The sequence below is a fragment of the Alkaliphilus transvaalensis ATCC 700919 genome, assembly GCF_000621485.1.
GTDB lineage: Bacteria > Bacillota > Clostridia > Peptostreptococcales > Natronincolaceae > Alkaliphilus > Alkaliphilus transvaalensis.
Window position 1 is genome coordinate 277912 of record NZ_KK211286.1, and the last position, 15016, is coordinate 292927.

12 protein-coding genes and 1 riboswitch are annotated in these 15016 nt (G+C 34.0%); of the genes, 11 read left to right on the forward strand and 1 reads right to left on the reverse strand.

Annotated features, from left to right (window positions below; genetic code table 11):
- Positions 1-56 precede the first annotated feature (56 nt).
- Positions 57-1223 carry a double-cubane-cluster-containing anaerobic reductase gene (locus T335_RS0116635; RefSeq protein WP_026478539.1) on the forward strand — a complete coding sequence of 389 codons (1167 nt, stop codon included), beginning with the start codon at positions 57-59 and terminating at the stop codon, positions 1221-1223.
- A gap of 106 nt (positions 1224-1329) precedes the next feature.
- Positions 1330-2109, forward strand: a complete 780-nt coding sequence (locus T335_RS0116640; protein WP_026478540.1) for an acyl-CoA dehydratase activase — start codon at positions 1330-1332, stop codon at positions 2107-2109.
- Between the two features lie 69 nt (positions 2110-2178).
- Here T335_RS0116640 and T335_RS21120 read toward each other — a convergent pair whose 3' ends face one another.
- Positions 2179-2838: a hypothetical protein gene (locus tag T335_RS21120; protein WP_051569368.1), complete on the reverse strand. Its 660-nt coding sequence runs from the start codon at positions 2836-2838 to the stop codon at positions 2179-2181.
- A gap of 394 nt (positions 2839-3232) precedes the next feature.
- Positions 3233-3333, forward strand: a riboswitch (purine riboswitch).
- A gap of 183 nt (positions 3334-3516) precedes the next feature.
- On the opposite strand from T335_RS21120, the gene T335_RS0116650 reads away from it, so the two are divergent.
- The 9 genes from T335_RS0116650 to T335_RS0116690 all read left to right on the forward strand — a co-directional run bounded on the left by T335_RS0116650 (position 3517) and on the right by T335_RS0116690 (position 15002).
- A complete protein-coding gene (locus tag T335_RS0116650; protein ID WP_026478541.1) occupies positions 3517-4089 on the forward strand; it encodes a xanthine phosphoribosyltransferase in 573 nt (190 codons plus the stop codon).
- A 43-nt stretch (positions 4090-4132) separates the two neighbouring features.
- Positions 4133-5632 carry a solute carrier family 23 protein gene (locus T335_RS0116655; RefSeq protein ID WP_026478542.1) on the forward strand — a complete coding sequence of 500 codons (1500 nt, stop codon included), beginning with the start codon at positions 4133-4135 and terminating at the stop codon, positions 5630-5632.
- Positions 5633-6129: 497 nt separating this feature from the next.
- The gene (gene glnA, locus T335_RS0116660; RefSeq protein ID WP_026478543.1) at positions 6130-7464 is read left to right on the forward strand and encodes a type I glutamate--ammonia ligase; all 1335 of its coding nucleotides are present in this window, start codon (positions 6130-6132) and stop codon (positions 7462-7464) included.
- Between the two features lie 569 nt (positions 7465-8033).
- The gene (locus T335_RS0116665; protein WP_026478544.1) at positions 8034-8675 is read left to right on the forward strand and encodes a cyclase family protein; all 642 of its coding nucleotides are present in this window, start codon (positions 8034-8036) and stop codon (positions 8673-8675) included.
- Between the two features lie 200 nt (positions 8676-8875).
- Positions 8876-9199, forward strand: a complete 324-nt coding sequence (locus tag T335_RS0116670; RefSeq protein WP_026478545.1) for a PadR family transcriptional regulator — start codon at positions 8876-8878, stop codon at positions 9197-9199.
- Positions 9192-9794: an HAAS signaling domain-containing protein gene (locus tag T335_RS0116675; RefSeq protein ID WP_026478546.1), complete on the forward strand. Its 603-nt coding sequence runs from the start codon at positions 9192-9194 to the stop codon at positions 9792-9794. The genes T335_RS0116670 and T335_RS0116675 overlap by 8 nt, the downstream gene beginning before the upstream one ends.
- Complete coding sequence (locus tag T335_RS0116680; protein ID WP_026478547.1) at positions 9778-10812, forward strand: DUF4097 family beta strand repeat-containing protein; 1035 nt, start codon at positions 9778-9780, stop codon at positions 10810-10812. The genes T335_RS0116675 and T335_RS0116680 overlap by 17 nt, the downstream gene beginning before the upstream one ends.
- Before the next feature lie 18 nt (positions 10813-10830).
- Positions 10831-12177, forward strand: a complete 1347-nt coding sequence (locus T335_RS0116685; RefSeq protein ID WP_026478548.1) for a DUF4097 family beta strand repeat-containing protein — start codon at positions 10831-10833, stop codon at positions 12175-12177.
- Between the two features lie 368 nt (positions 12178-12545).
- A complete protein-coding gene (locus tag T335_RS0116690; RefSeq protein WP_242837316.1) occupies positions 12546-15002 on the forward strand; it encodes a sugar phosphate nucleotidyltransferase in 2457 nt (818 codons plus the stop codon).
- Positions 15003-15016: the final 14 nt, after the last annotated feature.

Genomic DNA, 15016 nt, shown 5'->3' on the forward strand with positions numbered 1-15016 from the left:
CTAGAATTTCAATAAAGAAGGAAATTAGGACAATAAAAACATAGGGGGAATTTAGTGTGAGACCATCATTAATGGAGAAGATTGAAGGTTTAAGGGGAGTAAATTCTGTTAAAATTAAAGAAGCAAGTGAGGCTGGTAAGAAGGTTGTGGGAATGTATTGTGTTTTTTCGCCACAAGAAATTGCTTTAGCAGCTGATGCTATTTCTGTTACATTATGTGGAACAAAACAAGAACCAATTGCAGAGGCAGAAAAGCATTTGCCAAGAAATCTCTGTCCACTGATAAAATCAAGCTATGGTTTTGCTATAACTGATACCTGTCCATATTTCTATTTTAGTGATGTTTTATTAGCCGAAACAACATGTGATGGCAAGAAGAAAATGTATGAGCTTATGGGAAAGATCAAACCTATGCATGTTATGAATCTTCCTCAAACAGCCAATGATCCTGATGCTTTAGAAAATTGGAAAAAAGAGATGGTTAAATTTAAATCCTTCTTAGAAGAAAAGTTTAATTTGGAGATTACAGATGAAAAACTTAGGAATGCAATTAAATTAGTTAACCGTGAAAGAAGTGCTTTAAAAAGATTACATAAACTGAATGCCCATAAACCTGCACCTTTGTCGGGAATGGACATGATGTTAGCCCAATGGCTGAAGGGTTTTAATGTTGATAAAGAGGCAGGAATTGATTTAATAGAAGAATTAATTAAAGAAACAGAAGATCAAATGGCTAGGGGCATCTATGCCTATGGAGAAGAAGCACCGAGAATCCTATTAACAGGGGTACCAATTGGTGCTGGGTCAGAGAAGGTATTAAAAATAATTGAAGAGGCTGGTGGAAGTGTTGTAGCTTTAGAAAACTGTACAGGCTACAAAGGATTAGACTCTTTTGTTGATGAAACAAAGGACCCAATTGAAGCATTAGCTGAAAAATACTTATCTACACCATGTTCTTGTATGTCTAATAACAATGGAAGATTAGACTTAATTAAAAGACTAGCAGAAGAGTATCAAGTTGATGGGGTAGTAGACTTAACCTGGCAAGCCTGTCACACCTATAATATTGAGTCCTTCACTGTAAGAAACTTTGTAAAAGATGAATTAGGGTTACCATTTATTCAAATCGAAACTGACTATTCCGATTCTGACACAGGTCAACTTAAAGTAAGAATTGAAGCCTTCTTAGAAACCATTGAAACTGCAGTAGAAGGAGCTGTTTAGAGTCTAGTTTTAACCAATATAATCTATCTAGTGTATAGAGCTGTTTAATGACAGCTCTATTTTTCCTTAAGTTATTTAGATTTTGAGAAGCAAAAGGAGGGAAAAAATGATAAGTATAGGGATCGACATAGGTTCTGTAGCTGCTAAAGGAACTGCATATGATGGAGAACAAATTATAGCAAAAGAAATCCTTCCAACAGGTTGGAGTCCAAGACAAGCAGGTGAAGCCCTAATAGATTTACTGATTACTAAAGGTGATTTTTCAAAAGTAGATATAAAAGTAATGGTAGGAACAGGATACGGTAGAGTGTCCCTTCCCTTCATAGAGCAAAAAGTTACAGAAATAACCTGCCATGCTAGGGGAGCCCACTATTTTAATTCTGCCATCAGAACAGTTATAGATATTGGAGGACAAGATAGTAAGGTTATTAAGTTGGACGAAAAAGGTAAAGTTGTAGACTTTATTATGAATGATAAATGTGCTGCTGGTACAGGTCGTTTTCTACAGGTAATGGCCAACGTATTAGAACTAGATATTAGTCAGCTTTCTGAAATTGCCTTAGGGGCAACTCCTTGCAATATAAACAGTATGTGTACCGTTTTTGCTGAATCAGAAGTAATTAGTCTGTTAGCTGAAGGCGCTACTAAAGAAGAAGTCGCAGCAGGTTTATTAGAATCAGTTGTAAATAAAACCTATGCCCAGGTAAGTAAATTAGGGGTAGATGAAGAAGTCTATTTTACTGGTGGGGTAGCAAAAAGTCATTATATTAAAAGTAGATTAGGAGAAAAGCTTAAAATAGGGATCCATGACTCAACGGATTCTCAGTTTAATGGTGCCATTGGGGCGGCATTGTTAGGTTGGGATCGATTATTAAAAAGTAGATAGGAAAAAACTTAAAAACTATAGGAACTAAAAAAAATATCATTTCCCAAACATAAAAAGAGCTAGAGGTCTTTAATAGAGATCCTCTAGCCTTCTTTTTCTAATATAATAAGCGATCATTATTGACATGGGTAGCCCTGCCACGAAAAGAAATTTTCGGTGTAGGGGCATAAAATCCCAAAAACCTTCCTTCAAGACTTCATATATTTCCTTAAGATCCTCCTGAGGAAGTTGAATCTTCATCTCGCCATCATCGTTTCTGATAAATAATGCATTAGTTTCTAATTCTATCGGATTTTCTTCTTTGCCATCATAATGAACCCAAAAATGACTCAGTGAAAAGCTTTGTCTGTAGGAGATCCCCTTTGCTTCAAAGATTGATGCTAAAACCACAAACCTACTTTTACAGTCCCCTGTACCATTGGCTAATACTTCTTCAACTGTTGGGAAATAGAAGGGTACACCATAGGTTAACCAGTCAAATTGGTAAGGGATTTTGGTTAAAACATATCTTTCGATTTCCTGTGGATCATCAGGGACTTCTTCTAATAAATGGCTTATCGCTTCGGGGTTAATAGCAGGGTTAGAAATTCGATAGATGGAAACTGCAAAGCGATATGGGTTAGGATACAATACTAAGAAGGTCCAAAGGATGAAGATAATTAAAAAATGCAAAATAAAGACTACCTTCTTAGGCTTTCTTTTCGGTCTAAGTTCTTTTCCAATAACCATAATACAACCCCCTTAGTTAAACCTAGATTAACCTCCGTTAATTAAAACCAAAAGACAAAATTCGACAAAAAACATATTAATCTATCTTAACATGGTAAAGATAAAACAACAATAAGATACTAAAAATTTAACTAGACAGTTAATGGAAAGAGGATAGTAATACTTTTGTGATTTTATTAAAAAAGTAGGGGTGTAAAGTTATTCATTTATTAAGTCTTATTGTATATAATTTATGAATATTCAGAAAAAAGTTGATTTATATTTTAAAGGCATTTATAATTATGAATATAACGTAACATTTACATTTCTTCATAATATAGTTTCATAAGGTCCTTTAGAAAAGTCTTGATTTTTATCTCCTTCTGGTTTAGAATTAAACTCAAGAATTTAATACCAAGAGCTAATCTAATAACCTAGTATATTTTTGGTAATAGGTCCAAGAGTTTCTACCAGGCTGCCGTAAATAGCCTGACTACTGGTGTTTGATGCTTAGTAAATGAAGATATGTATAGTCATTAATCATTGTTTTTTTACTATGTAAAAAACATGCCTATTTAATGGCCTATTTTGCATACCCATTTTCTACATTAAACCCCGTAGTTATGAAAACTACGGGATTTTTTATACCCTAAATTTCTGGGCAAGAGATAGCTGGTAATTTTCAGTAGGAGGTAGCATATGAATTTACTAAAGGAAAAAATATTAGAAGCAGGACGAGTTGAAGCAGGTGAAGTTTTAAAAGTTGATAGTTTTCTAAATCATCAATTAGATATTGAGTTATTAAATGAGATTGGAAAAGAATTTAAAAAAAGATTTAATAACAAAAATATTACTAAGATTTTAACGGCAGAAGTATCTGGCATTGCTATTGCTGCCATTACTGCACAGTATTTTAATGTTCCAGTTATATTTGCAAAGAAAACTGAATCTAAAAATTTAGACAATGAAACCTATGAAGGAGAAGTTTACTCCTATACAAAGGATAAACATTATAAAATTAGGGTTTCAAAAAGATATATAAGTCAGGAAGATCACCTTTTAATTATCGATGATTTTTTAGCTAATGGGCAAGCGTTATTAGGTTTGAAGCAAATTGTAGATGAAGCTAAAGCGAACCTAGTGGGAGCAGGAATTGTTATTGAAAAAGGGTTTCAAAAGGGTAGAAAGCTGGCGGAAGAAGCTAACATCAACGTTGAATCTCTAGCAATTATTAGAGAAATGCAGGAGGAAAAAATTGTTTTTGAAGACTAGTGTGATCACTGTCTTAAAAATAGAAAAATAGGGGGGAAGTATGATGACAAAGGTAAATTATCCATGGTTTAAAAGGGAAGATGTTGATGGTTTCTTTGCACTATTTCAGAATAATCTAGCTAACTTTGTACTAATTGCAGTATCCATGATCGCAATGGGTTACCCGAGTAGTATTGTTTATGGGAGAGTTATTCCAGGTGCTGCGATTTCTGTTTTATTTGGGAATTATTATTATGCTCGTATGGCGGAAAAATTAGCTATTAAAGAAAATCGTACAAACGTGACGGCATTGTCTTATGGAATTAGTACTCCAGTTATGTTTATTTATTTATTTGGTGTTCTTCAACCAGCCTTAAATTTAACTGGAGATCCTGAGCTTGGTTGGAAAATAGCAATGGCTGCCTGTTTCTTAGGTGGAGCAATTGAAGCATTGGGAAGCGTCTTAGGTAAGTTTTGTCGAGATCACTTACCTAGAGCAGCAATGTTAGGTTCTCTTGCAGGGGTAGCATTTGGTTTTATCGGTGCTGAGTTATTATTTAGAACATATGAAATGCCAGTAATTGGATTAGTCGTATTAGCAATAATATTAATGGGTTTAATTGCCAAGAAGAAAATGCCCTTCAGAATTCCTGCATCGTTATTTGCTATTGTGATTGGAACATTTTTAGCCTATACGATTGGAAAAGCGGATGTAGGTCAGATTTCAGACGGATTATCAACAGTTGGATTTTATCCACCAGTGCCAACGTTAGGATTTCTAGAAGGTTTATCTCTATTAACAAAAGAAATGATCGGTTTATTAGCAATTTTATTACCTATTTCAATTTATAATTTCATTGAAACGATGAACAATGTGGAAGCGATGGCGGCTGCAGGCGATAATTACAATGTTCAAGAAGCACAATTAGCGGATGGTGTTGGAACTATGGTAGGTACAATATTTGGTGGGGTTTTCCCAACAACTGTTTATATTGCCTCAATTGGTTCGAAGTGGATGAATGCAGGTAGAGGTTATTCTGTATTAAATGGAGTTGTTTTCCTATTAGCTTCAACCTTTGGAATCATTGCAGCGATGTCAAAAATCATTCCTATGGCAGTAATAGCTCCAATACTGGTTTTTGTAGGAATATCAATGGTATCCCAAGCCTTTTCATCAGTGGAAATTAAGCATCATCCTGCTGTCGTATTGGCAATGTTCCCTTATTTTGCAAACTATATCATGACCCGATTTAATGGCCCAGCAGGAGATGTAGTAAAAAATCTATCACCAGCGATCGTACCATTAGGTCAAGGGGCAATGTTCACAGGTCTTCTATGGGGAGCCATACTGGTATTTATTATTGATAATCAATTTAAGAAGGCAGCTTATGCTGCAGGTGTAGCAGCATTACTGTCGGCAGTTGGCTTAATGCATGCAGCCAAATTAGAAATTTTAATTACCTCTGAATATACAATCGGATATCTAATTATGGCATTACTATTCATTGGTTATAAAGTGGTGGAAAGCAAAAAAGAAGATAGTGGGATTAAAGCAACTAATTAATATTCTTTTAAGTACTTCTTTTATGAACCTTAACTATTATTCAAAAAAACTTAGATCATTAAAAGAGTTAGGTGCAGGGTACCTAACTCTTTTAATTGAGGAAAATGCATAATACCATAAATTTGAATTAAAATTCGTTTTATCCAAAGTTGATCGTAAATTGCAAAGAATCTTATAAATTGATATGAATTATTTTGAAAATGTACCTATTAGACGATTGACATTAAATTTTATGCTGGCATTAATCGGCATTAAACTCTTTACTTAATTCTATATTTGAGGGATAAGCCCATATTGGGATTATATGAGAATTATTTTGAAGACCTACTAGCTAATGGCATCTGACCTTGACTGAGGAAGAGTAAGGTATAGATACTGTATTATAGGAGATTTGTGGAAATATTTAAACTATGATAAATTATATTTGTAATCACTGCTGGTACGTACCAGTATAAAAGACCCTGATCAGGTAAAAAAAATATTGGAGTTGATTAAATTTGAAATCAGTAAGCAGTGATGAAGTCATACGGATGGCGGAGGCCGAAAATGTTCGTTTTATTAATCTACAGTTTACAGACATATTTGGAAAACTAAAAAATGTGGCAATTACATCTAGTCAATTAGAAACTGCCTTAAAGGGTGAAATTATGTTTGATGGCTCTTCTATAGACGGTTATAAAAGAGTCGAAGAGTCTGACATGTATTTAAAGCCCGACCCTTCAACTTTTCAGATTTTTCCATGGCGTACAGGTGAGCATGGAAAGTCTGCTAGACTAATATGTGATGTTTATAACATTGATGGTACACCTTTTGTTGGGGGACCAAGAAATATATTAAAAAAAGTATTAAAAGAATTAAAGTCCTATGGATATGATTACTACGTTGGTCCAGAAGTTGAGTTTTTCCTTTTCGAAACTGATGAAAAAGGAAACCCCATTACACAAATCCATGACGATGCAAGCTATTTCGATGCTGCCCCAACAGATTTAGGTGAGGATGCTCGAAGAGATATGTGTTTATTATTGGAAAAAATGGGTTTTGAAATAGAAGCTTCCCACCATGAAGCAGCCCCTGGACAACATGAAATAGATTTTAAATATGACGAAGCCCTAGCTACAGCAGATAAAATATCAACATTTAAATTAGTCGTTAAGACTATTGCTAAACAGCATGGTCTACATGCTACCTTCATGCCAAAACCGATTAGTGGCGTTAATGGTACTTGTATGCATATCAATCAGTCTTTGTTTAAAGATGGTAAGAATGCCTTTTATGATGAGAAAGATAAATTAGGCTTAAGTCAAGAAGCCTACCATTTTATTGGGGGACTAATTAAGTATGGTAGAGAGTTAGCTGCCATTACCAATGCTTCGGTAAATTCCTATAAAAGGTTTGTACCAGGGTATGAGGCTCCAACAGATATCGCATGGGGAATTTGTAATAGAACCCCATTGATAAGGATACCAGGTTCTAGAGGAACAGGAACTAGAGTAGAACTGAGAAATCCCGATCCAACGGCTAATCACTATTTAGCACTTGCGGCAATCTTGGCAGCAGGTTTAGAGGGAATTAAAAATAAAATAGAACCGCCACCCTATTTCGAAGGTTGTACTTATGATTTAGATGAAAAGACAAGAAAAGAAAAAGGGATACAAAGATTTCCCAGCTCATTAGAGGAAGCTCTAGAAGAGTTTGAAAATAGTCAATTAATGAAGGATACTTTAGGAGAACATGTTTTTAATATTTATTTAAATGCTAAGAAACAAGAGTGGAAGGAATACCACCAGCAAATACATCAATGGGAATTGGATCGTTACTTAAGATTATACTAATTTAATAGATATGAAAATAAGGGCTTCTACTGGTAAGAGGTCCTTATTTTTTATAATACATAGGAATATTATAGTTTTTAAAGATTACAATCATCATGATTTTCCGTCAAGTATTTCCATACAGGCCTATCACTAAATCATTCATAGGAAGGTATTGTTCTAATGAATTGGAAAGTTCTACTTTTATAACGAATAGGAAAGTTCGACTTTAATTATTATTAAAATAAGAGAACTTTACGTAATGAGTTTCAAGATAAGCAGATAACCAATTTAATGGATTAAATTGTGTAAGTAGCTTAGTTTTTTTCACCTAAAGTCATCCTATAAATCTTCCTAAGGAAGACTTTGTTCTAATTTTGATATACTTTTTAGCTTTGATATAAAAGATTTTGCGTAATATGTTTCAAAGAAGTTAATCCTAAAGTCTTTAGAAGAAGACATTGTTCTATACAGAAACAACTATTTGTAACTTGTGGATAAACATTGACAGAAAATTAAAAAAAGATATAATTAATATTGAGAAATGGAAGTAAATCTCAAAATATATAAATACCTAGGAGGACTAAGGAATGAAGATAATAGACTTAACACATGTTATTGCACCAGATATGCAGGTTTATCCTAATACTGAACCACCAAAATTTAACCATGTCTGTACCTTTGAAAAACACGGTTTTCGAGAGATAGAAATGACTTTATATACCCATACTGGAACCCATCTTGATTGCCCTGCTCATATGCTTCAAGCAGGAGAGACGATAGAAGACTTACCAGTAGATTATTTCTATGGAAATGGAATAGTGGTAGATTGTAGACAACTACAGGAGGGGGATAAAATCTGTTTAGAAACGATAGAGCCATACTTAGAAAAAATTAAATCTGTAGATTTTGTTTTATTTAATACTGGATGGGATAAAAAGTGGGGTAGGGAAAGTTACTTTAAAGGATTTCCATCAATTTCTCCTCAATTGGCAGAGGCACTAACAAAATTAAATATTAAAGGTGTTGGAATCGATACGATTTCTGTAGAACCTGTAGAATCAACTGAGTTGATCATTCATGATATCCTACTTAAAAATAAAGTAGTGATCATTGAAAACTTAAAAAACCTCGATAAAATAAGTATGGATTCCTTTAAGTTCTCTTGTTTACCTTTAAAAATTCAAAAAGGGGACGGCTCACCGATTAGGGCAATAGCTATTGAAGAATAAGGTGGATACCTTTTATTTGCTGGGAGTATGGAATTTCTTCATTAAATAGATAAAGTATCATAGCGATAGGATAAAATTAAAAATACAATTCTATTGTATTTTTTTATCCCAGTACCTTGCATAAAAAGGTAGCTTATGTTATATTATAATCATAAATAACCAAATAATAGAAAAAAGCCTATTAAGAGGAAGGGGTTACTATGAATATACAATTTAAAAAAGGTGTCTTAGAATTATGTGTTCTTACAATGCTTAGTCAGAAGGACTGTTACGGATATGAGTTGGTAAATGAAATCTCAAAGAATATATCTATTTCTGAAGGGACCATCTACCCTTTATTAAGGAGATTAAAGGATGAAGGAATGTTCACTACTTATCTAGAGGAATCTACAGGGGGACCCCCTAGAAAGTATTATCAACTGACGGAAACAGGAAGGACTATGAAGGATAAATTAACTGAAGAATGGCATAGTTTTGTAGAAGGGGTAAACCGAATAATTAGGGAGGGAGAAGACCATGAATAAAAATGAATTTTTAGATAAAATAGAAGGATTACTAGCAGACATTCCCCACGATGAACGGGAAGATATTCTATATGACTATGAAGAATATTTTAGAATGGGTTTAGAGGAAGGGAAAGCTGAAGAAGAAATAACTGAATCATTAGGTGATCCCATCTTGTTGGCAAAAGAGTTTAAAGCTGGATACATGGTTAATAGAGCTGAAGAAACTGCCACAACCAATAACGTTGGAATAGGAGTATTAGCAACTGTGAGTTTAGGTGCCTTTAATTTAATCTTTGTTTTAGGACCATTTATAGGAGTGGTTGGTGTTAGCATAGGCTTTTTTGCAGCATCAATAGGAATAACCTTGGCAGGAATTGCAATGGTGGTGTCTAGCATTATTGGTCAAGTGGGATGGATTCATTTACCATCATCATTGTATGTCAATGCCATAAGTACTTTTTTCATTGGTATAGGCTTTACTTCAATGGGGCTTCTCTTTACAATTGGTGTATGTTATTTAGGAAAGTTATTCTATCACTTAACTGTTAAATATCTTAAATTCAATTTGAAATTGATTACCGATAGGAGGGCGAAAAATGAAATCAAATATTAATGTAAGAAATCTTGTCGTTATTTTATTGATTGTAATGGTGGTTTCTTTTGGGATAGGCGGATCTATGATATCCACTTATAGAAAACAAAATGTGTTGAATAGCCAAAGGGGTTGGAATTTATTTGGGCTTAATGAATTCGGGATTACTACTAATAGGGGAAACCTAGAGAAGCACATTATAGATGAAGAAAAAACCTATCCTATAGAGTCGGTAAAAAAGATAGAAATTAGAACAAGTAGTCCATCGGTGAATGTCTTTAGAAGCGATGGAGAAGAAATTAGAGTGCATTTTCATGGTAGTGTTGAAACAAATACAGGTAATATACCATATATGCACTCTGAAGATTCAGGAAATAAGCTTTCAATAGAATCTAGAAGACCCAGTGGTAGTTTTTCAGGGACCCATCGAGAAAATGTAAAATTTGATATTTACCTTCCAGAAACCCATTTAGAGGAAATTGAAATCACTTCATCTTCAGGATCGGTGTCCATTAATGAAATGCTGGTACAAAAAATGAGTATTCGAACAAGTTCTGGAAGTATAAAGATTGATCAAGCTTTAACTGAAATGACAACTTTAAGGGCTAGTTCGGGAAGTATTAGTTTGTCAAATTTTGAAGGCCAACTGCAGGCAGAAACAAGTTCTGGGAGTATAAGGGTTGACTCTGGAAAAACGACAAAAACCTATGTAAGGGCCAGTTCAGGAAGTGTTTCTTTAATAAACTTTTCGGGGGAACTTCAAGGAGAAACATCATCAGGTAGTATTAAAGTAGAATATGAAGAATTTAATGATAATGTTAATTTGAGGGCTACTTCTGGTAGAATCCAATTAAAATTGCCGAAGGATGCTAGTTTTAGAATCTATGCAGAAAGTAGATCTTCTTCTAGTAAAATTGATTCTCAGTTTCCAATATTAATGACTAGTTCTAGTAATCGGGTTATTGAGGGGATCGTTGGAGATGGAACTAATCAAGTTAACTTACAAACATCATCAGGTAGTATTAATATTTATCATTAAAAAACGGAGGGGATACAGATGAATAAGAGGGTATTTTTAGATCAGTTGGAAAAGCTTTTACAAGATTTACCCAAGGAGGTAAGGGAAGATATTTTATATGATTACGATGAACATTTTAGGGTTGCTTTAGAAGAGGGAAAAAGAGAAGAAGAGATTGCTAAATCCTTAGGTATGCCTGAGGAAATTGTTAAAGAGTTTATGCAGGGTTATTTGGACGAACCACAGCAGAACAATAAAGTAAATAGTTTAATCAATAACTTAGGTGAAATCTTCCAAAACTTTGGTGGCGAGAGGAAAAAGCATATGATAGATCAAAAAGAAAAATATAAAGTGGATGATCTAAAAAGAATTGAAATCGATAGCAATAGTCCCCTCATTAAAATTCATAATTTTGATGGGGATGAAGTGATGATACATTTACATGGGGAAATAGAATCTAATTTTACTAAAAAGATTATGTTACAAACTAATTTAATCAATGGAGGGCTACAAATATCATTAATTAGAGAAATTGGGCTTGGCTTTGGAATCCACAGAGAAAAACTTAGATTAGATTTATACTTGCCCAACAGTTATGATCAACAGTTATTGATTACTACAACATCAGGGTCTGTGGAAGCCCAAGAACTAAACCTAACAGAATTTAGCATAGATAGTAGTTCTGGAAGCTTAAGGCTAGACTACATTAGAGCAAAGGAAAGTAGATTTAAAGCTAATTCTGGTAGTATTAAGTTAAAAAACTATGAAGGCGAACTAGAAGTAGTTACCCATTCTGGCAGTATCAAGGTTGAGGCAATTAATGCAACAAAGGCAACACTAACAGCAAAGTCTGGTAGTATTGAAATTGTTAAATTAAATGGTGAGGTTGTGGCTGAAACCAGTTCAGGTAGTATTAAATTAGAATCAGTTAAATCCTTAAAAACGATATTAAAAGGAAGCTCGGGAAGCATCAAAATAAATAATTTAATAGGAGACTTGGAAGGAAGAACCCATTCTGGTAGTATTAAAGTTGAATCTGCATTGACTCAAAACACATATTTAAAGTCTATTTCAGGAAAAATTCAGTTAACTAACTTTGTTGGTAATTTAATGGGGGAAGTAACATCTGGTTCAATTATTGCAGAATATAAAGAGTTTAGAAATAGCATTAATCTAACGGCCGTATCAGGCAAAATAGATTTAACATTACCTAAAGAAGCACAATTTATTATTAATGCCAAAACAACTTCTGGGGGGATTAAAACTAATTTTCCCATCACTTTAACCCATGCTAGTAGAAGAAGTATGATGGGGGTTGTGGGTAATGATGAGAACAAAATCAACTTAGAAACAGTATCGGGTAGTATTAAAATAAATCAAAAGTAGAACTAAAAGTTATACCAAAATGCTAGCATTAGAAATTCAAAGCGGCAACTCCCTTTAATCAATAAAAATAATAATTTAGTATAAAATAAATAGTTTTGATTTTAAGAGGTGGTGACTTAATTGTTACCATCTCTTTATTATGGATGAAGAAATCGTAAGTGAAGCATTAATGAATTCAGCTTACTAATGGAAATAATTTTACTGTATAAGTATGATTAAACAGGACTCCTATAGAGCATACTCTTCTTTAGGCTAGATTTAGAAGAAAGAAGTGATCTTATGAATAGAAAATGGAAAAAATCACAAAATAATCTAGATACCCAAAAGCAAAGTCATAAAAAGGAGTGATTACTATAAAAGCAATAATCATGGCAGGGGGTAAAGGAACTAGACTTAAGCCCCTTACTTGTAGTCTACCAAAACCAATGGTTCCAATAATGAATAAACCAGTAATGGAGTACTCCATAGAGTTGTTAAAAAAATACGGAATAACGGACATTGCCGTTACACTGGCCTATATGCCAACAGAAATTACTGACTATTTTGGGAATGGAGAAAAATGGGGAGTAAATTTACATTATTTTATCGAAGAAGTTCCTTTAGGAACAGGTGGAAGTGTGAAAAATGCCGAGTCTTTTATTGATGAGACCCTAATTATTATTAGTGGTGATGCTTTAACAGACCTTGATATTGACAAAGCGATTCATTATCACAGGGAGAAAGCATCAAAGGCAACATTGGTATTACGAAATGAAGAGGTACCGATAGAATATGGCGTGATTATTACCGATGAAACAGGAAAAATCATTCGTTTTTTAGAAAAACCCAGCTGGGGAGAGGTATTTAGTAACACAATAAATACTGGAATTTACATATTAGAACCTGAGGTACTAGATTACTATCAAAAAGGAGATCAATTTGATTTTAGTAAAGATTTGTTTCCTAAATTACTAAGGGATGAAGTACCCATGTATGGCTATGTGATGGAGGATTATTGGTGCGATATAGGCGATCTAAGTTCCTATAAACAGACGCATTTCGATATATTAGCTGGCAAGGTTAATTTAGATATTGAAGGTGAGAAGATTGCCCCTGGGGTTTGGATTGGTAGGGATACAAATTTAGGTGAGGGGGTAATCATTAACCCTCCAGTATACATAGGAAAAAACTGTAAAATAAATGACTATACTACCCTAGATCAATATACTGTAATTGGTGACAATGGATCAATTGGAAGAAACACATCTATCAAACGAACTATTTTATGGAACAATATTTCCTTAGGGGATCATGTAGAAGCAAGAGGGGCGGTTGTTTGTACTAGAGGTGTAATTAAGAATAAGGTAGAGTTATTGGAAAATGTAGTTGTGGGTGAGTACACCCACCTAGAAGATGGGGTAGTCGTGAAGCCCGACATAAAAATTTGGCCAAGTAAGCGAATTGAAGAAAATACAATTGTTAATCAAAATTTAATTTGGGGAACTAAGGCATCAAAGGTCCTCTTTGGTTTTAGAAATGTTTCTGGCGAGATAAATATTGATATTAATCCTGAATTTGCTTCTCGTTTAGGTGCAGCTTTTTCATCTAGTCTTAAAGAAGATGCAACCATTGTGATTAGTAGTGATGACACTAGTGGAGGGAATTTAATTCAAAATTCATTAATCACAGGAATTCAATCGACAGGGGCTCAAGCTATTCATTTACAAGGCGTAATTATGCCGATGGCTCGTTATGCAGTTAATTACTTTAATGCTAAAGGGGGAATCCATGTAGCGACTGATGGGGAAAACCCAAATAAAATAACGATAGAGTTTGTTGAGGCAAACGGTGGTAATATTTCCCGAAGTAGAGAAAGAGAGATTGAAAACTTATTTAGTCGTGATGATTTCATAAGATGCAAAGCAGAGAAGGTTAAAAAAATAATCCATGTAGATGAATTTAAATCCTTTTTTATACAAGATGGGTTAAAGGGATTTAGCCACCTCGAAAAAATTAAGAAAAATAACTTTAAAATAATCATTAGTTCTTTTTCCAAGAATATCATGAATGTTGCAGGAGAACTGCTTGAAGAAATGGGCTGTCAAGTTGAATGCCATCATCCAAGAGGGAGAAAGCATAAAATTGAAAAGCAAATCAACAATCTAGTTGAAGATGTAAAAGAAGAAAAAGCCTTTCTAGGAGTCATGTTAAATGAAACTGGAGAAGAGATGATTTTAATTGACGAGAAGGGGAGAATAATTAGTCAAGAAAGATATAAAGCCCTTGCGGCTATTCTTCAATTTAAGAAGGGTGTTAAAGAAAAGTTAGTCTTACCCTTTACTGCACCAAGGGTGATTGAGGAAATGGCTAGAGGATATCAGGTTGATGTAATTAGAACTAAATCAGATCCTTCAAACATTATGAATGAAATGTTGAAGATGAAGAATAGCAGTGGAGTAGAGACCCTCCAATATACCCTTCAATATAATGCTGTTTGGGCTATAGGTTGTATTATTGACTTTCTTGTTGGCAAGAATATTTCCTTAGGAGATCTAGTTGATGAACTGCCCCAAATGTATTTCTTAAAAAAAGAAATTTCCTGTAACTGGAGGGATAAAGGTAGGGTAATGAAGGAAGTCATTGAAAAGCACCACAGTGAAAATATAGAACTGTTTGAGGGGGTAAAAATTAATGATGACAGAGGTTGGACGCTGATTCTTCCAGATAGTGAAAGACCGGTCTTCAATATTTATGCTGAAGGTTATACAGAAGAATATGCCCAAGAACTTTCTACTGCCTTTGTTGAGAAAATGCAGATGCTCATTGGGAATCAAGAAAAAGTATAAAGTAAAAGAATTAA